Source organism: Bradyrhizobium lablabi (genome assembly GCF_018131005.1).
In the GTDB taxonomy this organism is placed as follows: Bacteria; Pseudomonadota; Alphaproteobacteria; order Rhizobiales; family Xanthobacteraceae; genus Bradyrhizobium; species Bradyrhizobium lablabi_D.
Map to the genome: position 1 here is coordinate 148,137 of NZ_JAFCJK010000009.1, position 24,139 is coordinate 172,275.

Sequence of the window (24,139 nt, forward strand, 5' to 3'; positions counted from 1 at the left end):
TCAGTCGCTAGACGCGCAGCAGGAATGTTGTTCATAGTGCTCGGTGAACATGCTGCCTCGGTTCGCAATGCGCTCCTTGTTCGGTGTGCGGTAGCCCTTCGTGATTATACGCACTGATGTTCCATTAAGCGATGTCATCGGCCATGATGACGAGGATATGGCATTTGCTGCTGCGCCGACGCGGGTGCGACCATCGTGGAAGCAAGCGCGAGCAGCGCGAAGCGAATGCTCGTGCTCCCGTTCATCGTTGATCTCCTGGTGACGGGATCGTACGACGAGCGTACGCGGGACGGGTGTCTGAGCAGTCCGCGGGCGCCTATGTCGGGCGCCCGCGTCCTCGCTTGCGTTGTTCGGCTAGTCACTCGCGTGACTGGCATTTGCTTTCTTGACCTGTTCCAGGATGCCACTGAGATTGTAGGACTCCGGCGCCTGCAGCGGCGGATACTTCTCGTATGACAACAGGTGCTCGAGCCACAACTGCTGGCCGATCGGCAACATATTCCAGTCATACTGGAAGGCTGTCACGGGACCGCCGAGCGCGCCACCCAAGCTCATCGCCGACTTCTGGTCAATGCCGACGTTCTGCTCGAAGGGATCACGCTTGATGTTCTGTACCAAGGTGAAGTGGAATGGGACGAGCGGCATGATCCACCCCGCCGGCCCGGGCTGCGACATATTGTAGTACATCTTCCAGTTCTTGTAGCGAACCGCAGAAGGAGTCGCGCCAGAGAAGTAGAAGAAGAAGTCGCGCGCCGATTTTTCCGACTTGCCTTCGAGGTAATCGCGCTGGTCGAAGCCATCGAGTGTGGTCTTGACGATGCCAGGGTATTGGCCTGCCTCGATCTGCTGCTTCAGTGCCTCACCCTTCGGGCCGCCGGCGATATCCACCAGCGTAGGTACCCAGTCGAGAGCGGCGAACAGTTGATTCTTGACGGTGCCGGGCTTGATGACGCCCGGCCAACGGATGACACACGGAGCGCGGTAGCCTCCCTCCCATGCCTCACCTTTCTGGCCCTTGAACGGAGTAATTCCGCCATCCGGGAAAGAAATCTGCTCGGCCCCATTGTCGGTGGTGAAGACAACGATGGTGTTGTTGAGCTGACCCATGTCTTCAAGTTTCTTGAGAACGACACCGATATTGTCGTCCATCTGCTTCATGCCGGCTTCGTTCACACCCCAATCCTTGCCGCCCTTCGTGCCCACCATGGCCTCGTACTTCGGCGGCAGCACGGTCACAACGTGCATGCGTGCTGGATTGTACCAAACGAAGAAAGGCTTGTTGGTCTTCTTCGGGTCATTGCGGTCAAGGAAGTCGACGACTTTCGCCGATATTTCCTCATCTACCGTCTTCGATCGCTCCAAGGTCAGCGGGCCTTCGTCCTTGCACATCTGGTTCTTCTCTGAGCCGTCGCTAGACGTGCACGCGAGCACCGGGCGCGGTGGCATCAGGCAGAGCGTCGTCTTTTGGTCGACCGCGCCGGGAACCTCGGGAACACCGGGAATCGGCGTATTCTTGCACGGCGGCGCGATGCCCTGAACGGTCGGCGTCGAGTTGATGTCAGGGAAACTCACCTGCTGCATCGCGTCGAGGTGGTAGAGGTAACCCCAGTACTCCTGGAAGCCATGCGCCGTCGGCAAGGCCGCGGTGTGATCGCCGAGGTGGTTCTTGCCGAATTCGCCGGTGTTGTAACCGAGATCGAGCAGGAACTTGGCGAGCGCCGGCGTGCCGGGCCGTAGATAGGAGGGACTGCCCGGAAGCTGCGGCGGGATCATGCCCGTGCGCAGCGGATACATGCCGGTGAAGAAGGCATTGCGGCCTGAAGTGCAGCTCTGCATGGCGACGTAGTCCATGAAGATCGCGCCTTCGTTGCCGATGCGATCGATGTTCGGCGTTTCGCCGACCATCAGGCCGCGGTGATAAATGCTCGGCTGCATCCAGCCTATGTCATCACCCATGATGAAGAGAATGTTAGGTTTGGATTGCTGAGCCGCCGCCGGCGTGCTCGCCGGCCCGGACATCGACATCAACATCGTCGCGCTCAGCAGCGCTGCGCAGGAGTATTTATGACGGCCCGCGATTTTCGGTGGCGTGGTTCGGTCGGCAGGCGGCGTATCCTTGAATATCCGATCTATCATGGTGTCGCTCTCCTGTTATGACTGCTCGGGCGTTAACCGCCTGATGCATCGAAAGCCAAGGTGACTTGTAGAGGTATCGACCGGCTCCGCATGTCGCGCGGCCGGACGGTAGCGTCGGCAATAATTTGGTGCGCATAGATGCGAGCCGCCCTTGATGACCTTTTGCGGGATTTTCACGTTGGTGGTTCTGGGGTCGTAACTGTCGGTCTCGCGGCCGCCGCGCGGATTCTGCGGGATGCAGCACGCCTTCGGAGCATCCGCCTGATGCTTTGGCGAATACCAGTCGGCCGTCCATTCCCAGACGTTGCCGATCATGTCGTGGAGGCCGTAGCCGTTCGGCGGGAACGCGGTGACCGGAGAGGTGCGCTCGAAGCCGTCGGCATTGGTGTTCTGACGAGGGAATTCACCCTGCCAGGTGTTTGCCATGTGACGGCCGTTCGGCGTGAATTCATCGCCCCACGCAAACTCGGCGTCCTCGAGCCCGCCACGCGCTGCAAATTCCCATTCCGCTTCGGTTGGCAAATCCTTGCCAGCCCATTTCGCGTAGGCCACGGCATCGCTGAAGGCCACATGCACGACGGGATGATCGTCCAATCCGCGGATGTTGCTTCCGGGTCCGTAGGGGTGCCGCCATTGCGCACCCCTCGCGAAGGTCCACCACTGGCTGAAGTCTTGGAGACTGACCGGATGCGTCGGCGGAGAGAACGCCAGCGAGCCCGCGTAGACCATGTGCGGGAGCATTCCCGGATAGTCCTTGGGGTCAGGTATGATTTCGGCGACGGTGACGTGTTTGGTGGCCCTTACGAATTCTCTGAATTGCCGGTTCGTCACCGGATGCCGGTCCATCCAAAAGCCGTCCACCGTGACACGATGCGCCGGGGCTTCTTCGGGATAATGCCTGTCCGATCCCATGCGAAAAGTGCCACCGGGTATCCAGGTCATTCCATCGACCATTAAAGGACCGTCACAAACGGTGACGTCGGACGTCAGCCTCGCCGCGGGGTGCGCTGTCATAAAAGCGTAACCTCCCAACCGATGCATGGGACGCGCACGCTACGGAGGAGAATCCTCCTTCGCTATTGGACCGTGGTCCAATAGCAAGGCACAATCTGCACAGTACCGGTCGGTCGCTTTCCTGTTCGCGGAGATCCTGAAAGGCCTGCCTTCAGGTATCGCGCCGTGGAGCGCGCGCTGACCCCCGGGCGAATCGTTGTCGAGAAACTCCAGCTGCCATCGAATGACGTCAGGCGGCTTTGCTGGAAGTGACCCACGAGCGTGTAAGGTCCATCAAAGACTTGATCGGAGAAGAAGACATGAATCGAATGCCAGTCGCTATCGTCAGCCTTCCGCTGTTTATCATGTCGGCGTCGGCGCAGACGCAGCCTCCGCCGCCAGCGTCGGCACCTCCCGCGGCGGAATCCGCAGGCAGGGCTGCGTTTGCCGTTCTGCCCGGTCGCTGGATCAGGGTGCAGGGAGGCTATGTGATTACGATCAATTCGGTAGACGCCGATGGCCGGCTCGACGCCAGTTATGCCAATCCAAGGCCGCTGCCGTTTCATACGGCCGTGGCTACCAGCGATGGCAACGGCCTCAAACTGTTCTTTGAACTACGCGCCGCGGGCTACAACGGTTCAACCTATTCGCTCAGTTATGATGCGGCGAATGATCGGCTGACCGGCGTTTACGATCAGGTCGTCGTCAAGCAGAAGTTCGAGGTCGTCTTCGTCCGCTCCAAATCCTGACGCAGCGTGTGATCGTCTGGCAGCGGTCGATTGGCTACAATACAGGGCGGCCACCATCCCCTATGCGCGGCCGGCAAGGGCGAGTGGACCGATCGGGTAAAGCCTTACCCATTGACTTTACTCATTAATTGCCTGTCGCGAGAGTGAGTGCACGCTGTCAAAGCGTGGTAAGGTTGCTTTCGATCATTCGAGCGGCGTACCTCAGGGGCGCCAGGTCTTGTGAATTTGTACTGGTGTACTTTGGTGTGGCGGCCTTTTCCGGAATGACAAGGACGCGCATAGTTCGCTGGAGCCTGCTGCTCCTTTTTCTATACGCGGCGGAATCGCGCGCCGCTGAGCCTCAGCGCGTGCTGATGTTGCACGCTTTCAACTACACGTTCCCCGCCACCACACTGATCGCAGACGGCGCTCGAAAGCGACTGTTGGAACGCTCGCCACAGCGACTCGAAATCGATGCAGACTTTCTTGACCTGGGACGACACACGGATGCCGCATATGAAGCCCGGATAGCGGAATTTCTGCGGACCAAGTACGAGAAGCGCCCGCCTGACGTCGTGATAACGTTAGGCAGCGCGGCTTTGCCATTCATCGTCAGGCACCGCGACGAGATCGCTCCAAATGTACCTGTCGTCTTCACAGCCATATCTCCACAAAGCTATGGCGCGTTGCAGTTGCCGCCGAACATCACCGGGATAATTTCCGAGTTCAACCTGGACAAGACGCTTGCGCTCGCGGAGCGACTTCAGCCTAAAGCAACCCGCCTGTTCGTCATCGCTGGCAGTGGGCAGGTCGATCGGCGTTGGCAATCGGTCGCTCGAAAGACCATTGAGGGTCGTGAGCGAAACTACGAGGTGACATATTTGTTCGATCGCTCCCATGCGGAGCTGATGGAGGAAGTGAAGAATATCCCGCGTGATGCAATCGTAGTGTACCTGACGCTTTTTGCCGACAGTAGAGGCAACACCTTTGTCCCTGCGGAGATGGCGGGTTCTCTGGCCGCCGCGTCACCGGCACCGCTCTACGCGCCTTATGACACGTATATCGGCAATGGTATCGTAGGCGGCTTCGTCGAGACATTTGAATCGGTTGGTATCGAGGCGGCAGACATGGCGCTTCAAATCCTCGCCGGGAAAGACCCAGCCACGATTGCCCCGCAAACAAATCCAGGACAGGCCTATCGAGTTGATTACAGAGCTTTGGCGCGCTGGATGCTTCAGGAGAGCAAACTTCCTCCCGGCACTGTTGTCTTGTTCAAAAAACCGACGATCTGGACTGAGCATCGAGGCATCGTCAGTGCAGCGATTTTGATTGTTGCCCTGCAATCCTTGATCGTTGCCGCCCTGCTGATTCAAAGACGGAGACGGTTACGCGCCGAAAATCTGCTCAAGGAAAGCGAGGAGCGGATGACGTTTGCGGCCGCCGCTGCCAATATCGGTCTTTGGCAATTTGACCAGCATAGAAATGAGCTTTGGGCGACGGAGCATTGCAGGGCAATGTTCGGACTTGCGCGCGATGTGCCGTTGACGCGTGATGCGTTCCTCGCGGCCGTTCACCCCGACGACCTGCAAATTGCAACCCAATCGCTTCAAAGGTCGTTGGAGCCAGAGCAATCCGCCATCAGCGACGTCCGAATTATTCTGCCGGGCGAGGAGGTGCGTTGGGTTCGCATGCGCGCCCGTTCCCGTTCAGACGGAGATGGCCGACCGGATCATCTTGGCGGCATATTTATCGACATCACCGAACAGAAATCGGCCGAGGCTGAGGTCGCACTGCAGCGCCGGGAAGTTGAGCATCTGATGCGCGTGTCCGTGCTCGGCGAGCTCTCCGGATCGATTGCCCACGAGGTCAACCAGCCGCTGACCGCGATCCTGTCCAATGCCCAAGCCGCGCTCCATCTCCTGGCGCAAGAGTCGCCGGACCTTATCGAGATTCGCGATGCTCTCGAGGAGATCGTTCATGAGGACAATCGAGCGGGCGAGGTCATCCATCGTCTCCGCGGTCTCCTGAGGAAAGGCGAGCGGAAGGCGGAAAACGTCAATATCAATGACCTTGTCAGGTCAACCATCAGTCTTCTGAATAGCGAACTGATCGGCCGCGATATCGTCGCTAGGCTTGATCTGGAAAACACCGTGTTCCTGACGCGGGGCGATTCTGTGCAACTGCAGCAAGTCCTGCTGAATCTTGTCATGAACGCGATGGATGCCATGGCCTCGACCCCCATGACCCAACGCTTTATTCTCATCTCAACGCGAGCAGTCCAGACTGGAATGGTAGACGTTCGCGTGAAGGATCGGGGACATGGCATCCGTCCGAAAGAAAACGGCCGTGTGTTCGAGCCGTTCTACACCACCAAGGACCATGGTCTTGGACTGGGTCTGACCCTCTGTTCGACAATCATACAGGCGCATCAAGGGAGGCTGACTTTGGTCAACGATGACGGCGGGGGCGCCGTCGCAGTGTTTTCGTTGCCAATCCAGCAGCCGGCAACCGGTATTGCATGACGGAAGAATTCACGGTCTATCTCGTCGATGATGACCCCGGAGTGCTCCAGGCGCTGTCGCGACTGCTCCGCACCGGGGGCTATGACGTCAGGCCATATTCTTCGCCGCAGATGTTCCTCGAAGAGCACGACATGGCTGTGTGCGGCTGCGCCGTACTCGATCTTTCGATGCCCGGTCTTGACGGTCTGGAGATTCAGCGCGTGCTGACCGCAGCCAGCGGTTATCATCGTCCTGTCGTGTTCGTCACCGGCAAAGGCGACATTCCCACCAGCGTGCGTGCCATGAAGGCCGGGGCGATCGATTTCCTGACCAAGCCCGTACAGGACAAGGATTTGTTCGAAGCCGTATCCCGCGCGAAAGCCAGGGAAGCCGAATCGCGTCGGCTTCAGTCCGAGAAGGAATCGATTCAGGCGAAGTTCAGCAACCTGACACCGCGCGAGCGCGAGGTATTCGCACACGTCGTAGCGGGACGGCTCAACAAGCAGATTGCCGCAGATCTCGGCACGGTCGAAAAGACCATCAAGGTCCACCGCAGCCGGATGATGGAAAAGCTCGGAATTCGCACCGTCGCCGATCTCGTCCGCATGGCCGAGAAATTCAATCTGTCGAAGTAGCAAATACTTGCCTTATTGGCCCAAGGGCCAACTCGACGGGCGGGTGGCGCAACCGCAATAGTCCTTCATGGCGGAAGCTTCGCTACTGATTGCTATTGTGGACGATGATCCAGCCGTGCTCAAAGGCTTGAGCCGGTTGCTGCGTTCGCACGCTTTTCGTGTTCTTACTTATGGATCGGGGCGCGAATTTCTTGCAGCGTTGCCAGCCGGTCTTCCGGATTGTTTGATTGTCGATCTCCAGATGCCGGAAATGAACGGTTTGGAGCTTCAGCGGCATCTCGCGAGCAGCGGCATAAAAATTCCAACTATCCTGATCACCGCCTACGACGACGACGCGTTGCGCGATCATGGAGGACTGGTCGCCAGTCTGCGAAAGCCATTGCAGCAACAGGCTTTGTTCGAAGCTATTGACAGAGCGGTCAGCGGCTCGCGAAGCGCCGGGTAGAGAACTGTTGCGGCGTCCGCTTCGCGACCGCAGTTCCTACGCCCGCGAAATAGGCTGTTGATGCCTGTATGCTCGTCTCCTCGTCCGGCCGGCAACACGGATGGAGGCGACGTTCCTGTGGAACCAGAGCGCGATCCGGAAAAGTGTGTCGCGATTTTCGCTCGCGATGAACGCGTCGCGTTTGGGCGGAGATCATGCTCAAAGAAGGAGATGAGAGAAGCACCTGGAGACGAGCGATGATCGAAGGCTGTGCCGACGGGAAGGCGCGCGGCGATCAGATCATCGAGGCGACTTTTTCCAGTCCGATCAGGCGCGCGAGCGAGCGCACTTCGCTCTTCTGATCTTCGCGAAGCTGGAACAGCAGCGGCATCGCCGCCGATTTCAATTGCTGGACTTCCTCGGAGTCTGGATCAATCGGCGGGGCGGACGCGCCGGGATCGACCTGCCGCTTCGCATGGATCTTGCGCGCGACCGCGCGCAGGGCGGCCTCGACCGGCGGCCAGTAGGATTCCTGCGCCGACGACAGCTTCAGCCGTTCCTTGATGCTCGCGATCTGCGCGTCGCTGAGCAGCGCGTAGCTCTTCTGCGGCGCCGGCTTGGCGGCGGCCTTCGGCTTCGGTGGAGTTGCCTCCGCCGGCGCTGCTGCCGCACGGCCGGTGAGCGGGGCAACGTCGGCGGGGTCGGTTGCGGCATAGGCCTGACGGAGGGTGGTGCCAGGCAGCGCGGGGATCGCAGCCTGCGCCCGGAGCTGCAAGGCCGATGGCGGCACGGCCTGTGGCGGCTCAAAGGCGGCCGCCGCGAGCGCTGCGACAGCGAGCTTGTCCTGCTTGCCCGCCTTGTTGGAAACCGGAGCGGCGTCGGCCGGCGCCTGCGCGACCGCGGTGGGCGCCGCCGGGACGCTATCGCGGCCGAGGATGGCGGCGGCCGCGGCCCCAACGACGAGGAGGCAGGTCAGCCCTACAATAGCTATGGCTTTGGTCAAAAGCGTCTCCGTCCCGGCCGGGGTGGCCGAAGGCTGCGCGGCAAATGAGGCTTTAGCATGCCACTGAAATGGCCAAAGGCCGGGAAATTGGATGAAGTTCGCACGAACCGGCCCGCGATCAGGCCGGGACGGCCAGTTCATAGGCCTCCTGGATGTCGGCGATGATCTCGTGGGCTTCCCAGAGGGCGCCGGGCTGCACCGAGCGCAGGCTGATGGTCCAGTTGGTGCGGCGGGTACGAGGGGTGCTGACGACGTCGAATTCGATGCCACGGCAGAGCGGATGCCGCTGCAGTGCATAGAACACGCGGTTCCTGAGCTGCTCGAGGGTCACCGGGGTCTTGGCCAACAGCCCCTGAAAATCCATAGCGCACCCCTTTTGTTCTCCAATCGGCCCGGCCATGGCGACGAGCCATGCTGTATCGCTATTGTTGGGACGATCATGGTTAATGGCGCGTTAAGGCAGTCGGCAGGGCTTCAAGCGTGGACTCGCAACCTCAGGCAACGCCCGCGGCGGCACGACCTGATCGCGCTCGGCGACAACGGGCTGACATGCGATACCGGAAACCGAGGCGCTCGCTTCGCGAGAAATGCGCCCGCCCCTATCCCAACAACTGGTCGAGCCGCTCGCGCAACTGGTCCTGATGATAGGGCTTGGCAAGCCGCGGCAGATCGACCTGGATACCGTCGGGCAGTTCGGCATAACCGGTGGCTAGCAGAACCGGAAGCTGCGGCCGGACCTCGCGCGAGGCGACGGCAAGCTCGAGGCCCGTCATGCCTGGCATCACGTGATCGGTCATCATCAGATCGATCACCTGGTCGCTCCTGAGGATATCGAGCGCATGCGGGCCGGAGCTCGCACTGATCACGCGATGGCCGAGATCTTCCAGCATTTCTGTGGTCGACATCGCGATCAGCGGATCGTCGTCAACGAACAGGATCACCGCCGAGCGCTTCACCTTCTGCGGCACAGGCGAGCAGATCCCTGATTGCGGCGCCGAGGTCGCAACCGGAAGCACCAGCGAGGCGGTAGTGCCCTTGCCGACCGTGCTCGCAAGCTGCAGCGCGCCGCCGAGCTGAACCGCGAGGCCGTGCACCATCGACAGGCCGAGGCCGGTGCCCTTGCCGAGCGGCTTGGATGAGAAGAACGGCTCGATCGCCCGCTTGAGAACGTCGGGTGACATGCCGGTGCCGCTGTCGATGACCGACAGTTTCAGGTAGTCGCCCGGCTGCAGTGACGGGTCGTTCTTCGCCGGCCAGGCCTCGAGCTTGATCTCGATCACCCCGCCATCCGGCATCGCATCCCGCGCATTGATCGCAAGATTGAGGATCGCGAGCTCGAGCTGGTTGGTGTCGACGCGCGCCGGCGGCAATAAGGCGGGAATATCCAGCCGCAGCACGATCCGCGGCCCGAGCGAGCGCTCGAGCAGATTGCTCATGTCGCGAACCAGCAAACCGAGATCGACCGGCACCGCACGCAGATCCTGCTGGCGGGCGAATGCAAGCAGCCGCTGCGTCAGCGACGCGCCGCGTTCGGCGCCCTGCAGCGCGCCCTCGACCAGCCGCCGCAGCCGCGGATCGTCAGGCAGGCGCTTGCGCAACAGGTCGAGATTGCCCATCACCGCCATCAGGAGATTGTTGAAGTCGTGCGCGACGCCACCGGTGAGCTGGCCGATCGCCTCCATCTTCTGGGCGTGGCGGAGCTGCTCCTGCGCCTTTTCGCGCGCGGCGACCTCCTTCATCAGATCGGCGGTGCGCTGCTCGACCCGCTGCTCCAGTGTCGCCGTGAGTTCCGCGAGTGCGGTGCGCTCGGCGGCGAGCTGCGCCAGCAGAGCCTCGCGTTCGATCTCGGCGGTCTTGCGCGCGGTGATATCGGAGCAGACGCCGACCACCGACTTGATGCTTCCGTCGGGTCCGCGCACCACGCGGGCGCGAACGTCGACCCAATGCTGCGAGCCGTCGGGCCAGATGTTGCGGTACTCGATCTTGTAGTCGGCTCCCGTACGCAGCGTGTGCTCGACGACCTCGAGTCGCCGGGCGCGATCGTCGGGATGAACCGCCTCCAAGAGATCCTGATAGGTGAACGGCTCGTTCGCCGTGCGCCCGAAGAAGCGCTTGCAGGTCGCGGAGGCTTCGAGCTCGAAGTCCGGCATGTGCAGTTCGAGCGCGCCGAGATGGCCGGCATTGAGGGCGGTCTGCAGCAGGCCCTCACTCTCGGTGAGATCCTCGAGGATGGCGCGGGTCTGGTATTGCCGGCGCCGTCCGCGCACGGCTGAAGCTATCAGGCTCACCAGCGTGGCAGGATGAAACGGGCGCTCGATGAAGGTGACGTTGCCTAGTTCCCGGCCGAGCCGCGCAGCCTCGGGATTGCGTTCGGGGCCGCCGCTCTCGCTCACCAGCACGACGGGGAAATCCGACCAGGACGGCTGCGCGTTCAGCCAGCGCCTGAGGCGCCGCAGATCCGCATTCCTGATCGCCTCGTCGGCAATGATCGCAAGCCCGGCCCCGCTCTCGATCTCGTCCTCCAGGGTGGCGAGATCGCCGCAGATTTTGGCATAGTAGCCGGCTTGCTTGATCAGATGGGCGGTCCTGGTGCCATCGCGTTCGTTTGCGGCGAGGATGACCGCGCGTTCCGACGATGGCCCCGGTCTCACCGCAGCCGCCTTTCCGGCCGCGCGACCCCGCCACGGGATGGTTCGAAATCGCAACGCCACCGGTCTATACATCTGATCCCGGTGACGGCAACGACACGTGTCATGGATCCCCCCTTACGGGAGCGAAAACTCGTTTGTGCCACCGAGTGTTCCCGGAGCGGAAAACTATTTTTGCGGGAAGCCCTCAGGCCACATCGCCCGCCATGCCGCAGCCAGGGGGCGGAAATCGCCGGGCCCGGTTTCATAGCATACTGCGCCGGCGGCCGGCTGAACCCACGGCTGCGCGCTGCGCATGAACATGTGCGCGACCGGGGTCAGCCATGCGGTGTCATCCAGCGTGCCGGCGCGAATATTGACCGACTCGCTCCTCCCCTTGCGCTCGCCGTAGATGCGGCCGCCGCAGTCGCCGCAGAACCAGGACGTGACATCGGCGCCGCTCGGCGACGGCCGGCGCCACCCCTTCGGCTCGCCCTTCACGATGCGAAATTGGGTGGTCGCCACCGGCATGTTGAGGGCAAAGGCGCTGCCCGAGGCCGTCTGGCAGTCGCTGCAGTTGCAGGTGTAGAGCAAGAGCGGAAATGAATCGATCTGATAGCGGATGGCGCCGCAGCAGCAGCCGCCGGTCAGCGGAAGCAAGGGAGTACGCGCGTTCATCGATTAGCTCCAATTTCGGATGCGATTCAAGACTACCTGGAAAACGCCTCGCGACAACCGGAGCGCGATACCAAGGGGATGAAGCATCGCCATCAAAGGATTCTGTTCGAGCATGATCTCCGCGCAAACGCGACGCGTTCGTTGCGAGGGAGAACCCCTGCACACTTTGTAGATCCCGCTCTTAGCGCCGCTCGATCACGAGGCTCTGAACCGCGCGGCCGAAATAACCGTGCTGATCGGCGAGCCGTGACATCGCAAGTCCGGCTCCGTCAGGGCCTATCCAGGATTCACCGTCGACCAGAATCCAGTCGCCAACCGGTTCACGCGCGAGGTTCACTGTGAGGTCGGCATTGATGAAAGTGAACTTGCTGAAATCGAGCGCCGGCGAGGTGCCGTTGGAGAAATCAGCGGCGACGACCGCGCGCATCACCTGCGACACGGCCGCGCCCGCGATCAACGGATGGTCGACGCGAAACCAGATCGCGCCGGGCCCAATCTGGCCGAACTGGCCGCGCGCAGGCCGCATCGATATGCACCTCACGAACGGACTGGTGATGTTGCCCGGTTCGGATGCGCATTGATCGGGCTTCGGCAACTCGACCGGCAAATCCGTGATCTCAGGCGGCAGCTCCGTCGCTTGCGCCTTGATCTTCAGCACGGTGGCGGAGACCACGACGACGCCGTCGGCGAGCAGGCGAACGCCGCAGAGCTGAATCTTGCGGCCGTCGCGCAGAACCTCGCTCTCGATCCCGAGCGACGCCACCGGCACTGGGCGCATCAGGTCGATGCTGACACGCGCGATCCGCATCGGCGCCGACGACGGAATCGCTTCCGCGGCCCAGACCACGAGCGCCGCCGGCGCAGAGCCGTGCTGCATCCGTGGATCCCACGGACCCGCGGCGTCGGGGCTGGTGACGACGCGGTCGCCGTCAACGCGAAAGATCGGCTCCATCAGGCGAGCGGCGGATCGACGGCGTCCGCGTACTCCTTCTTGAACCGCGCGATCAACTCGGCCGCGGGCATCACATTGCCGATACTGCCGACGCCCTGGCCCGAGCCCCAGATTTCCTTCCAGGCCTTCGGCTTGGCGCGCTCGCCGGAGGCATCAGTGCCGAAGCTCATCTTCGAGGGATCGGAGGTCGGCAGATTTTCCGGGTCCATGCCGGCCGCGACGATCGACGGCTTGAGATAGTTGCCGTGCACGCCGGTGAACAGATTGGAATAGACGATGTCCTCGGCGCTCGAATTAGTGATCATGTTCTTGTAGCTCTCCACCGCATTGGCCTCTGACGTGGCGATGAAGGCCGAGCCGATATAGGCGAAGTCGGCGCCGATGATACGGGCGGCGCGGATTGCGCGACCATTGGCGATGGTGCCCGACAACGCAATCGGCCCGTCGAACCACTGCCGCGTCTCGGCCACGAACGGAAACGGCGAGATCGTGCCCGCATGGCCGCCGGCGCCTGCCGCGACCAGGATGAGGCCGTCGGCCCCCTTCTCGATCGCCTTGCGCGCGAACTTCTGATTGATCACGTCGTGAAAGACGATGCCGCCCCAACGATGGACCGACTGATTCAACTCCTCGCGTGCGCCGAGCGAGGAGATGATCATTGGCACCTTGTACTTCTCGCAAAGCGCCATGTCATGATCGAGCCGGTTGTTGGACTTGTGCACGATCTGGTTCACCGCGAACGGCGCCGATGGGCGATCCGGATTGGCGCGATCATAGGCCGCGAGTTCTTCCTTGATCCGTGCGAGCCACTCGTCGAGCAGCGCCGGCGGGCGGGCGTTCAGCGCCGGAAACGAGCCGACAACGCCGGCCTTGCACTGCGCGATGACGAGATCGGGCACGGAAATGATGAACAGCGGCGCCCCGATTACGGGAAGAGACAGACGGCCCTTGAACAACGCAGGCATGGACATTGGGAGCGGATCCTTCGGGTTCTTGCGGAACGGAGGCTGCTTGAGATGCAAGGCATCATACCAACAAGGCAATCTTTCCACTGTCAAGTATTGCGTTTGAACGCCGCGACCGGATGACAAAACGTCATCCACGTCGTGCATTTTTCTTGCGCGTCCTGGTATTCCAGGCCACACCTATTGGCAGCGCGCGCGTCACGAAATTCTCGGTTTTGCAATCATTTGGCCCGCACTTGTGGACCGGCAGATAGGCGAGCTGCGAGCAATGTTCGGCAGCATCGGTATCGGGACTCTCGCCTTCCCTGAAACCCTTGCCCTGGCACAGCCTGTCGGCACCGGCCCCGCAATCCGACGAGCCTAAATCAGCTTGAACGCGATGACGAAGCCGAGCACCAGCACAACCGCGCCAATCGCGACCCACAGGCCGAGCCGCTTCTCAAGCTCCGCGCGGATCAAATCGCCGTAGCGGTTGAGCAACACCGCGACCACGAAGAAGCGGCCGCCGCGCGCGACGATCGAGCACAGGATGAACAGCCAGATGTTGTATCCGGCGAAGCCCGAGGTGATCGTGACGAGCTTGTAGGGGATCGGCGTCAGCCCCTTCACAAGGATGATCACCGCGCCCCATTCGGCATAGGAGGCACGGAAGGCGTCGACCTTGTCGGAAAGGCCATAGAGATGGATCAACCACTGCCCGAGCGAGTCGTAGAGCAGCGCGCCGATCGCATAACCGAGCACCCCGCCGGCGACCGACGCGATCGTGCAGACGGTTGCGAACCACCACGCCCGCTTCGGTCGCGCCAGCGACATTGGCAGCAGCATGATATCGGGCGGCACCGGGAAGAAGGAGCTCTCAGCGAAGGAGACCGCCGCGAGAATCCAGAGCGCGTAGGGTTTGTCGGCGGCGTCGATGCACCAGTCGTAGATCCGTTTCAGCATGGCCGCGATGAACCATCATCGAGCGGATTTGTCCATGCCGGGAATTGGTTGATTTTCGGGCGTTTTACCGTTGCCGCTTGTGCAGGCGGCTTTCGAGGGCGACGAGTCGCCGCCGAACGACGGGAACGGGCGTCGCTTTGCGCAATTTAACCGACGTCTTCGGCAGCTTCTCGGCGATCCCGAGCAAGCGCTCGCGCCGCTCCATCTCGCGCCAGACGTCGGCTGGCTTTACCCCGGCCGACGCCCAGAGAACTGTCAGATTGTAGAGCAGATCGGCGCTCTCCCGGACGACGGCATCGGGCTTGCCGCTGACGGCGTCGATCACGACCTCGATTGCTTCTTCAGCGAGCTTTTTGGCCATCTTGGCCGGGCCACGCTGAAACAGCCGTGCCGTGCGCGACGTCGCCGGATCAAGATCCTTGGCCGCGATCACCGCCTCGTAAAGCCGCTCGATCGAATCACCCATTCTTGCAGGCTAGTCGAAACTCGTGGCCGACGTGTTAACGGCTTGCCTGACAATAAAAAAATCCACCGGCCGGCCGGCCGGTGGATTTACGGGGCTCAGCGAGATTGGGCGCAGAAGCCCCCGTTACCATCGATTGTAATATGTGTGACCGGCGTAGCCATAGCCGCCATAGCCATAGCTGTTGTACGGACCGTAATAGGTGGGGCCGCCGTAATAAACCGGGCCACCGCCGTAATAGACCGGGCCGCCGCCGTAATAGTAGCCGTCATAATAGTCTCGCCGACTCTGAGCGGCAGCAATCGCGAGGCCCGTGCCGACGATACCGGCAAATGCAGCGGCAGCAGCCGCACCACCGCCACCATAATATCGGCGACGCGCACTGATGTCGGTCGCGCCGCTGGTGCCATGCGACGTGGTCGCGGCAGCAGGCTTGCCCGCCGGAGCAGAGCCCGCGAACGCCATCGTCGGCTCAACGGCCGTCAGCGCCACTGCGGCAACCGTTGCCAGCGTGGCCGCGCGGCCAATCGACGAGAACACACTTTTTCGCGCAAACATTGCAGTCATCCTTTGTGGAAGCCGGCCCAATGAGCCTTTGAAAGTTAACCGCCGGCCTCAGATTAGGTTCCGTAAGCCAATTGCAGGCTGAATGACCCCTGGCGAAATCGCGGCGGTCATCGTTCGTTCACCTTGGCTGCGGCAGAATGCGCGCAAATCGGCGCTTGCCATCACGCTCTCGATGTCATGAAACAATCGCAGCCGGCGCGGCAGTTTGTCTCGCTCCCCGGACGTCATCATGCGCGTAAGTCGGACCAGCTTTCTTCGCCTTCTCGCGGGCCTTGCGATCGGCCTCGGGTGCGGAGCGTGGCCTGCCGCCGCGCCGCTTCGGGCCGAGAGCGATCCGCCCCAACCGCTCACGATTCAGTTCACGCTCGACCGGCCGCTTGACGCTGCCGCTGCGCCGTTCGTGATGGCCGGAATCGGGGGTCTGTTCAGCGCCGAGGGACTGGCGGTCGGCACCAATATCGCCACCAACTCGGCGGACGCGATTGCGCGCGTCGCCGACGGCTCGAGCGACTTCGCGCTTGTCGACATCAATGCTCTGATCCGCTTTCGCGACAAGCCGGGCACCGCGCCGGTGAAGGCGGTGTTCGCGCTGTTCAACAGGGCGCCCTATGCGATCATCGCGCGCAAGAGCCGCGGCATCAGGACACTGTCCGACCTCGAGGGCAAAAGCCTCGGCGTCGCGGAGGGCGACCTGTCGATCCGGCTGTGGCCCGCCGTCGCCAGGCTCAACGGCATCAAGCTGTCGAGCGTGAAGCAGAACAGCATCAGCGCGGCGGTCCGCGAGCCGATGCTGTCGGCGGGCCAGATCGACGCGGTCACCGGCTTCTCCTATCTGTCGGCGATCAACCTGCGGGATCGCGGCGTGCCCGCCGATGATCTCGCCGTGCTGCGCTTTGCCGACTATGGCTGCGAGGCCTATGGCTTTGCCGTCATTGTCAGTCCGCGTCTTGCCGCGGCGAAGCCGGACGCAGTGAAGGGATTTGTGCGGGCGGTCATCGGCGGCACCAACCTCTCGATCAAGGACCCGGTCCGCGCCGCGTCCGAGGTCGTCAGCCGGATGGACGGCGGCTCGCGCGAGCTGGAGCTGGAGCGGCTGCACGCCATCATCCGCGACAACATCCTGACCGGTGAGGTGAAACGCAACGGTATTGGCGGCATCGATCCGGAGCGATTCGAGCGTGCGGTCGAGCAGCTTGCGGAGGATTTCAAATTCCAGAAGCGGCCGCATGTGTCTGATATTTTCGACGACAGCTTCCTGCCGCCGCGCGACGATCGCCTGATCAATTAAGCTTTATCCGTTCATGGCATGGTGACGTGGCGCGCAAGCACCGTCTCCCTCGACGCGCGCAGGGGCGTTCCACAGGCCGGTCGGAGAGCGTGTGGACCGATGGGCGAGCCGGCGCAAAGTGGGTAGTTCTCCGCACAATCCCTGCTTAGAATGGCTGCCTCCACCGCTCGCGAGTCACGCCGGCATGTCCCTGCTCCGCCTCTATACCCGCGTCCTGGAACTGCTCGGCAAGGAAGCGCGGCTCGGCTGGATCCTCGCCGCTGCCAACCTGCTGCTCGCCGGTGCCCAGTTCGCCGAGCCAGTGCTGTTCGGCAAGATCGTCGATGTGCTGTCGGGCCGACCCAGCACCGGCTTGATTGAAACCTCATCGCCATGGCCGCTGCTCGCAGCCTGGGTGGCATTCGGCCTGTTCACGATCGGCTGCAGCGCGATCGTCGCGCTACAGGCCGACCGGCTGGCGCACCGCCAGCGCCAGGCCGTGCTGACGGACTATTTCGAGCACATCCTGCAGCTGCCGCTCACCTTCCACTCCGGCACCCATTCGGGCCGGCTCATGAAGGTGATGCTGAACGGTACCGACGCTCTGTGGCGGCTGTGGCTCGGATTCTTCCGCGAGCACTTCGCCGCGATCATGTCGCTCGTCGTGCTGCTGCCGCTCGCACTCTACATCAACTGGCGGCTTGCGATCCTCCTGTTCGTTCTGTGCGTCGTCTTCACCGTGCTGACCACGCTCGTGGTACGCAAGACCTACGGCATGCAGAGCGAGGTCGAGGCCTATTACAGCGACCTCTCGGCGCGCGCCTCGGACGCGCTCGGCAATGTTGCGCTGGTGCAGAGCTTCGTGCGGATCGATTCCGAGGTGCAGGGCCTGCGCTATGTCGCGGACAAGTTGCTCGCGGTGCAGATGCCGGTGCTGTCATGGTGGGCGCTGGTCACAGTCATCACGCGCGCCTCGACCACGATCACCGTGCTCGCGATCTTCACCGTTGGCATCGCGCTGCATGCGCAGGGCCTGACCACGGTCGGCGAGATCGTGATGTTCGTCTCGTTCGCGACCATGCTGATCCAGAAACTCGAACAGGTGGTGAGCTTCATCAACAGCGTGTTCATGGAAGCGCCGCGTCTGCAGGAATTCTTCGACGTGCTCGACGCAGTGCCGGCGGTGCGCGACCGGCCCGGGGCCGTCGATCCCGGACGCCTCTCCGGGCTCGTGGAATTCAACGATGTCTCGTTCTCCTATGACGGCAAGCGGCCGGCAGTCGAGGACGTCTCCTTCACCGCGCTGCCCGGTCAGACCATCGCGCTGGTCGGTCCGACCGGTGCCGGCAAATCCACCGCGATCGCCCTGCTGCATCGGGCCTTCGATCCGCAGTCCGGCATCATCGAAATCGACGGAATGGATATCCGCGCGCTGAAGCTGACGGCGTTGCGGCGTAATATCGGCGTTGTGTTCCAGGAAGCGCTGCTGTTCAACCGCTCGATCGCCGAGAATTTGCGCGTCGGCAAGCCTGATGCAACCGATGAGGAATTGCGTACCGCCGCGGCGCGCGCGCAGGCGCTGGATTTCATCGAGCGCAGCGAGAAGAAATTCGATACCCATGCCGGCGAGCGTGGCCGCATGCTCTCCGGTGGCGAACGGCAGCGGCTGTCGATCGCACGCGCGTTACTCAAGGATCCGCCGATCCTGATCCTGGACGAGGCGACGAGCGCACTCGACGCCGTCACCGAGGCCAAGGTCAACGCCGCTCTCGATGAAGTGATGAAGGGCCGCACCACCTTCGTAATCGCCCACCGTCTCTCCACCATCCGCCACGCCACGCGCATCCTGATGTTCGACCAGGGCCGGGTGATCGAAAGCGGAACTTTCGATGAACTCGTGGCGAAAGGCGGTCGTTTTGCCGACTTGGCACGCGCCCAGTTCATGGTCCAGGAGACCGAGCGGGCGGATGTCGAGGCACCATGATTCCGACTTTCCGATTGAGGCGGCTGCCGAAATTCAGCGGATTTCGTCCACGATTTAGATCGCCGGGCCCTGTTCTCCGCTGGCAAGGCGGTATAGGGTTTGCGCTGCCGCAAAGCGGCCCCGGACACGCTTGAACCCGAACCTCACATCGCAAGACCTCCTTATCCTCAAGGCGGGTCTCAAAGGACCGGAACCGGACTCGTGCATTGTCTTCGACCGCTGTTGCGCAACCCGTCGTTGAAGTGGATTCTCGCCGTCGCGATGCTGCTGATCGCGATGCCGCGCCTGGCGCAGGCCGAGGCGCTGCTGGTGGTCGAGGCCGACAGCGGAAAGGTGCTGCAGGCCGATAACGCCACGATGCCGTGGTATCCGGCGTCGGTCACCAAGATGATGACGGCCTATGTAACGCTGACAGCCGTCAAGCAAGGCCGCATCTCGCTCGATACGCTAGTGACGGTCTCGCCTGTCGCAGCCTCGCAGGCGCCCTCGAAGATGGGTTTCCGGCCCGGCACGCAGCTCACGATCGACAACGCATTGAAGATGATGCTGGTGAAATCGGCCAACGACATGGCCGTGGTGCTCGCCGAAGGCGTCGGAGGCTCGATCGACGGCTTTTCGGCGATGATGAACCAGACTGCGCAGAAGCTCGGCATGACGCAAACGAGTTACGTCAATCCGAACGGCCTGCCGGCTGACGGCCAGATCACCTCGGCGCGCGACCTTGCGATCCTCGCCCGCGCCATCATCCGCGACCTGCCGGAATACGAATACTTCATGCACATCCCGTCGATCCGCTTTGGCCACCGGATCACACAGAACTTCAACAAGCTGATCGGCCGCTATCCCGGCGCCGACGGTTTCAAGACCGGCTTCATCTGCGCTTCAGGCTACAACCTCGTCGCGTCGGCGACGCGCGACGGCAGGCGACTGATCGCCGTCGTGCTCGGCGCCTCCTCGGGCCGCATGCGCGCGATCCGCGCCGCCCAACTGCTTGACCGCGGCTTTGCTAACAATACCGGGCTGTCATGGCTCCGTCCCTCGCTTGGCACTGTCGACAATCTGGTGCCGATCGATGCGACGCCTCCGAACCTGCGCGAGGAGATGTGCGGCGGCAAGCACAAGCGGCCCGCCAGCGATGAAGACGAAGATACCGTCGCGAGCAACGCCGCCAGTTCGAGCGCCTTCGGTGGCGAAGGCGCAGCAGCGTTCTTTGGCGCGGGCCTGCAGGCGTCGATGCCGAAGCCGTCCGAGATGATGGCGCAGGCGCCCGCGCCGTCGGAGCCGATTCCGGTCTATACCGGTCCGACCAAGACCGGCGCCGCGCTGCTCGCCGCCGTTGCCGCCGACAGCGAAAGGCTGCAGCCGGCCAAGCGCGGCAAGCGCACCCACGTCGCGGTCAAGAAGCCCGATGCGGCGGCCGACGCCAAGGAGGACGTCAAGGGTGACGCAAAGTCGGACGGCAAGCAGACCGCCGCCAAGCCGGTGCGCCACGCCAACGCCAAACCGGATTCCGCGGCCGCGAAGGCCGACAAACCTGCCACTCCACCGAAGTCTGCTGCAGCCAAGCCGGCCGACAAATCCTCCGTCCCGGCAAAACCCGGTGCCGCGAAGCCGAAGGCCGCCGCGAAGCCGAAGACCGAAGCCAAGCCGGCTGGTTAGCGGAAACGATTCCCCCACCACGCAATGCGTCGATAGCGCGCAGCGGCTTGCCATCGGCCGCAGCATCGCTCAATACTGCCCAAAACAACGCGGTCAGATCCGGCAACGAAACCGGGACCAATGGCAGGGTCATCAGAGGGGAATTCCATGGAGCGCATCTGGCTCAAGCAATATCCGGCCGGCGTGCCCGCCGATATCGACATCACACAGTACTCGTCATTGGTCGAATTGCTGGAAGAAAGCTTTGCGAAGTTCGCCGACCGCAAGGCGTTTATCTGCATGGACAAGTCGATCACCTATCGCGAGCTCAACGAGATGTCGACGGCGCTGGGCGCCTATCTGCAAAGCAAGGGCCTCCAGAAGGGCGCGCGCGTCGCGCTCATGATGCCGAACGTGCTGCAATACCCGATCTCGACCGCCGCCGTGTTGCGCGCCGGCTATGCCGTCGTCAACGTCAATCCGCTCTACACGCCGCGCGAGCTCGAGCATCAGCTCAAGGATTCCGGCGCGGAAGCGATCATTGTACTGGAGAACTTTGCCACCACCGTGCAGAAGGTGCTTGCCAATACCGCAGTCAAGCAAGTCATCGTCGGCAGCATGGGCGACCTGCTTGGCTTCAAGGGCGTGATCGTCAACCTGGTGGTGCGGCGCGTGAAGAAGATGGTGCCGGCGTGGTCGATCCCCGGCGCCGTCACGTTCAATGAAGCACTTTCGGCGGGCCGCGGCCTAAAGTTCAGCAAGCCCGCGCTGACACGCGAGGACGTCGCCTTCCTGCAATATACCGGGGGCACCACGGGCGTTTCCAAAGGCGCCACCCTTATCCATCAGAACGTGCTTGCCAATGTGCTGCAGAACGACGCCTGGCTGCAGCCGGCGCTGAAGAAGCCGCCGCATGTCGAGCAGCTCTTCATCGTCTGCGCGCTTCCGCTCTACCACATCTTCGCGCTGACGGCGTGCTATCTGCTCGCAGTGCGAGCGGGCGGCGTCAATCTGTTGATTCCGAACCCGCGCGACATGGCGGGCTTCGTCAAGGAGCTCTCGAAGTACCAGGTCAACAGCTTCCCCGCGGTCAACACGCTCTACAACGGCCTGTTGAATACGCCCGGCTTCGACAAGCTCGATTTTTCCAAGCTGAAGACCTCGTTCGGCGGCGGCATGGCGACCCAAAAGCCGGTTGCCGAGAAATGGCTGAAGGTGACGGGCTGCGCGCTGTCGGAGGGCTATGGCCTGTCGGAGACCTCGCCGACCTTGACCTGCAATCCCGCCGACACCGACAAGTTCTCCGGCTCGATCGGGTTGCCCGTGCCCTCCACGTATCTCTCGATCCGCGACGACGACGGCAACGAGTTGCCGATTGGGCAGGCCGGCGAGATCTGCGCCAAGGGCCCGCAGGTGATGACGGGCTACTGGAACAGACCGGACGAAACCGCGCGTGTGATGACTGCGGACGGCTATTTCCGTACCGGCGACATCGGTGTGATGGACGAGTACGGCTTTACCAAGATCGTCGACCGCAAGAAGGACATGATTCTGGTCTCTGGCTTCAATGTCTATCCGAATGAGATCGAGGAAGTGATCGCAAGCCATCCGGGCGTTCTCGAATGCGCCGTGATCGGCGTGCCAGACGCCAAGTCTGGCGAAGCGGTAAAGGCGTTCGTGGTCAAGAAGGACCCGAGCCTCACGGCCGAGGACATCATCAGGTTCAGCGCAACCCAGCTCACCGCCTACAAGGTGCCGAAGCAGATCGAGTTCAGGACCGATCTGCCGAAAACCAATGTCGGCAAGATCCTGCGCCGCGAACTGCGCGACCAAAAGCAAGCGGCGGCCTAGGACGAGCGACCCTGGCGTTGCACCATGACTGCCGCGCGCGTTGCAACACCCGCCGAGATCGTCGCTTTCTGGCGCGCCGCCGGGCGCGACCGCTGGTATGGCCGCGATGACGGCTTCGATGCCGAAATCCGCCGCCGTTTCCTTGAAACGTGGCGAGCGGCGGCCGCAGGCGAGTTGTCGCCGTGGGAGGCGAGCGATGGCGGCGCTCTGGCGCTGGCCATCGTGCTCGATCAGTTTCCCCGCAACATGTTTCGTGGCAATGCCTTGACCTATGCGAGCGATCAACTGGCGCGCGAGGTGGCACGGCGGGCCATCGATGGTGGCGTTGACGCGCGGATCGATCCGCTTCTGAGTGAATTCCTCTTTTTGCCCCTCATGCATTCGGAGCAACTTGCCGACCAGCAGCGCTGCGTCGAGCATTTCCGCAATGTCGGCGGTGACCCGGAGAACCTGGAATACGCCGAGCACCACGCCGATATTATCCGCAGGTTTGGGCGCTTCCCGCACCGTAACCGCATCCTGGGCCGGGTGACGACGGCGGAAGAGCAGGCATTCCTCGACGAGGGCGGGTTTTCGGGCTGATGAAGGAACGGTGACCGTGCTTCCGCTATTGCTATTTCCGCGCCTGAGGCGCAACCACCTCATGCTTTGATATTGTGCCGTTCGACCGCCGGGTTTAAGACACGTCGGGTCATTGAGGGAGAATTTACGATGACGATCAAGGTTGGCGACAAGCTGCCGGAAGCCAAGTTTCGCGTGATGACCGCCGAGGGGCCGCAGGTCAAAACCACCGACGACATCTTCAAGGGCAAGAAGGTGGCCCTCTTTGCGGTTCCGGGCGCTTACACCGGCACCTGCCACAAGATGCATCTGCCGAGCATTTTTCTGAACGCGTACGCCATCAAGGACAAGGGCGTCAACACGATCGCGATCGTCTCGGTCAACGATGCCTTCGTGATGAACGCCTGGAAGCGCGACACCGACCAGCGCGACGAAGCGACCTTCCTCGCCGACGGAAATGCCGAATTCACCAAGGCGATCGGCATGGAGCTCGACGCTTCCGCCAACGGGCTCGGGATCCGCTCCAAGCGCTACTCGATGCTGGTCGAGGACGGCGTGGTGAAGAAGCTCAACCTCGAACCCGCTCCGGGCAAGGTCGAGGTTTCCGGCGGCGACACGCTGCTCGCTCAGCTCTGAATTAGGATCGGCTACAGCGTTTTTTCGAGCGAAATGGATGCCGGTTCGCGTAAACGAAAACGCGGGAATCGAAAGCTTCGGTTCTGATTCAATCAGAACCGACAATGCTCTAGCCAAAGTTAAAGCCGTCATCGCCCGATTTCGCAGGTGGTGACGGCTGGGCTTGCAGCAAGGTGCAACGCTCCACGCGCAAGTTCACGCAGTGGCTTTCCACACACCGTCGACGAAAATCGCCTCATCCGTGCCTGGCCATGGCGGCATCGTCACCCCGACGATCACCAGAGGTTCCGCATCGCCGGCGCGAAATTGAAAGTGCGTGCCGACCGGGAGCGCGATCGAAACTCCCGCTTCTACATCGTCGATCACTTCTTCGTCGTTGAGCTTGCGCCACATCCGCCCGCGGCCGGAAACGAAGTACCAGATTTCATCGACCGTCCGGTGAACGACGGCTTTCGACACCGCCTTCGCCGGCAAGGTGAACAGCGCCATACCTCCGCGAGTCGTCTGACACAACACGCGAACCTCCGATCCGTCCGGCGCCGTGACGTCAGGTGCAGCAGCAATTCGTTTGGTCGCAAGCATCATATT

At 62.2% G+C, this 24,139-nt stretch carries 22 protein-coding genes; 10 read left to right on the top strand and 12 right to left on the bottom strand.

Translation table 11 applies throughout. The features are described from left to right. Window positions 1–354 precede the first annotated feature (354 nt). Together JQ553_RS25780 and JQ553_RS25785 are read right to left on the bottom strand one after the other, a co-directional pair. Complete coding sequence (locus JQ553_RS25780) at window positions 355–2,025, bottom strand: arylsulfatase (protein WP_212502972.1); 1,671 nt, start codon at window positions 2,023–2,025, stop codon at window positions 355–357. Between the two features lie 126 nt (window positions 2,026–2,151). Further along, window positions 2,152–3,090 (bottom strand): formylglycine-generating enzyme family protein, encoded by a 939-nt coding sequence (locus tag JQ553_RS25785; protein ID WP_249144600.1) that lies wholly within the window; start codon window positions 3,088–3,090, stop codon window positions 2,152–2,154. A 299-nt stretch (window positions 3,091–3,389) separates the two neighbouring features. Between JQ553_RS25785 and JQ553_RS25790 the strand changes: the two genes are divergently transcribed. The 4 genes from JQ553_RS25790 (at window position 3,390) to JQ553_RS25805 (ending at window position 7,438) form a co-directional block, all read left to right on the top strand. Then, window positions 3,390–3,878 (top strand): hypothetical protein, encoded by a 489-nt coding sequence (locus JQ553_RS25790; protein ID WP_212502836.1) that lies wholly within the window; start codon window positions 3,390–3,392, stop codon window positions 3,876–3,878. 173 nt (window positions 3,879–4,051) lie between these two features. Further along, window positions 4,052–6,379, top strand: a complete 2,328-nt coding sequence (locus tag JQ553_RS25795; RefSeq protein WP_212502837.1) for an ABC transporter substrate binding protein — start codon at window positions 4,052–4,054, stop codon at window positions 6,377–6,379. Then, window positions 6,376–6,993, top strand: coding sequence for a response regulator transcription factor (locus JQ553_RS25800; protein WP_212502838.1), 618 nt, complete (start codon window positions 6,376–6,378; stop codon window positions 6,991–6,993). The genes JQ553_RS25795 and JQ553_RS25800 overlap by 4 nt, the downstream gene beginning before the upstream one ends. Window positions 6,994–7,060: 67 nt before the next feature. Continuing rightward, a complete protein-coding gene (locus JQ553_RS25805; protein WP_212502839.1) occupies window positions 7,061–7,438 on the top strand; it encodes a response regulator transcription factor in 378 nt (125 codons plus the stop codon). Window positions 7,439–7,712: 274 nt separating this feature from the next. Here JQ553_RS25805 and JQ553_RS25810 read toward each other — a convergent pair whose 3' ends face one another. The 9 genes from JQ553_RS25810 to JQ553_RS25850 form a co-directional block, all read right to left on the bottom strand. Then, window positions 7,713–8,420: a hypothetical protein gene (locus JQ553_RS25810; RefSeq protein WP_212502840.1), complete on the bottom strand. Its 708-nt coding sequence runs from the start codon at window positions 8,418–8,420 to the stop codon at window positions 7,713–7,715. A gap of 118 nt (window positions 8,421–8,538) precedes the next feature. Continuing rightward, window positions 8,539–8,784, bottom strand: coding sequence for a hypothetical protein (locus JQ553_RS25815; protein WP_212502841.1), 246 nt, complete (start codon window positions 8,782–8,784; stop codon window positions 8,539–8,541). Between the two features lie 235 nt (window positions 8,785–9,019). Further along, on the bottom strand, window positions 9,020–11,071 hold the full coding sequence (locus tag JQ553_RS25820; protein ID WP_212502842.1) for an ATP-binding protein: 2,052 nt from the start codon (window positions 11,069–11,071) through the stop codon (window positions 9,020–9,022). A 165-nt stretch (window positions 11,072–11,236) separates the two neighbouring features. After that, on the bottom strand, window positions 11,237–11,725 hold the full coding sequence (locus JQ553_RS25825; RefSeq protein WP_212502843.1) for a GFA family protein: 489 nt from the start codon (window positions 11,723–11,725) through the stop codon (window positions 11,237–11,239). Between the two features lie 181 nt (window positions 11,726–11,906). Beyond that, a complete protein-coding gene (locus tag JQ553_RS25830; RefSeq protein WP_212502844.1) occupies window positions 11,907–12,677 on the bottom strand; it encodes a thioesterase family protein in 771 nt (256 codons plus the stop codon). Then, window positions 12,677–13,648 carry a nitronate monooxygenase family protein gene (locus tag JQ553_RS25835; RefSeq protein ID WP_212502845.1) on the bottom strand — a complete coding sequence of 324 codons (972 nt, stop codon included), beginning with the start codon at window positions 13,646–13,648 and terminating at the stop codon, window positions 12,677–12,679. Before JQ553_RS25835 ends, JQ553_RS25830 begins: the two co-directional genes overlap by 1 nt. A gap of 354 nt (window positions 13,649–14,002) precedes the next feature. Further along, window positions 14,003–14,584: a YqaA family protein gene (locus JQ553_RS25840; RefSeq protein WP_212502846.1), complete on the bottom strand. Its 582-nt coding sequence runs from the start codon at window positions 14,582–14,584 to the stop codon at window positions 14,003–14,005. Window positions 14,585–14,648: 64 nt separating this feature from the next. Further along, on the bottom strand, window positions 14,649–15,050 hold the full coding sequence (hisE, locus tag JQ553_RS25845; protein WP_212502847.1) for a phosphoribosyl-ATP diphosphatase: 402 nt from the start codon (window positions 15,048–15,050) through the stop codon (window positions 14,649–14,651). Window positions 15,051–15,173: 123 nt separating this feature from the next. After that, a complete protein-coding gene (locus tag JQ553_RS25850) occupies window positions 15,174–15,605 on the bottom strand; it encodes a hypothetical protein (protein ID WP_212502848.1) in 432 nt (143 codons plus the stop codon). 238 nt (window positions 15,606–15,843) lie between these two features. On the opposite strand from JQ553_RS25850, the gene JQ553_RS25855 reads away from it, so the two are divergent. The 6 genes from JQ553_RS25855 (at window position 15,844) to JQ553_RS25880 (ending at window position 23,551) form a co-directional block, all read left to right on the top strand. Then, entirely contained in the window at window positions 15,844–16,902 is a 1,059-nt protein-coding gene (locus tag JQ553_RS25855; RefSeq protein WP_212502849.1) for an ABC transporter substrate-binding protein, read from the top strand. A gap of 184 nt (window positions 16,903–17,086) precedes the next feature. After that, on the top strand, window positions 17,087–18,865 hold the full coding sequence (locus tag JQ553_RS25860; RefSeq protein ID WP_212502850.1) for a glucan ABC transporter ATP-binding protein/ permease: 1,779 nt from the start codon (window positions 17,087–17,089) through the stop codon (window positions 18,863–18,865). Window positions 18,866–19,066: 201 nt separating this feature from the next. Beyond that, window positions 19,067–20,524 carry a serine hydrolase gene (locus tag JQ553_RS25865; RefSeq protein ID WP_212502851.1) on the top strand — a complete coding sequence of 486 codons (1,458 nt, stop codon included), beginning with the start codon at window positions 19,067–19,069 and terminating at the stop codon, window positions 20,522–20,524. A 147-nt stretch (window positions 20,525–20,671) separates the two neighbouring features. Further along, complete coding sequence (locus tag JQ553_RS25870) at window positions 20,672–22,354, top strand: long-chain fatty acid--CoA ligase (protein ID WP_212502852.1); 1,683 nt, start codon at window positions 20,672–20,674, stop codon at window positions 22,352–22,354. Between the two features lie 24 nt (window positions 22,355–22,378). After that, entirely contained in the window at window positions 22,379–22,936 is a 558-nt protein-coding gene (locus tag JQ553_RS25875) for a DUF924 family protein (RefSeq protein ID WP_212502853.1), read from the top strand. A 129-nt stretch (window positions 22,937–23,065) separates the two neighbouring features. Continuing rightward, the gene (locus JQ553_RS25880; protein WP_212502854.1) at window positions 23,066–23,551 is read left to right on the top strand and encodes a peroxiredoxin; all 486 of its coding nucleotides are present in this window, start codon (window positions 23,066–23,068) and stop codon (window positions 23,549–23,551) included. Window positions 23,552–23,746: 195 nt separating this feature from the next. Here the strand turns inward: JQ553_RS25880 and JQ553_RS25885 are convergent, their stop codons facing one another. Then, window positions 23,747–24,136, bottom strand: a complete 390-nt coding sequence (locus tag JQ553_RS25885) for a cupin domain-containing protein (protein ID WP_212502855.1) — start codon at window positions 24,134–24,136, stop codon at window positions 23,747–23,749. Window positions 24,137–24,139: the final 3 nt, after the last annotated feature.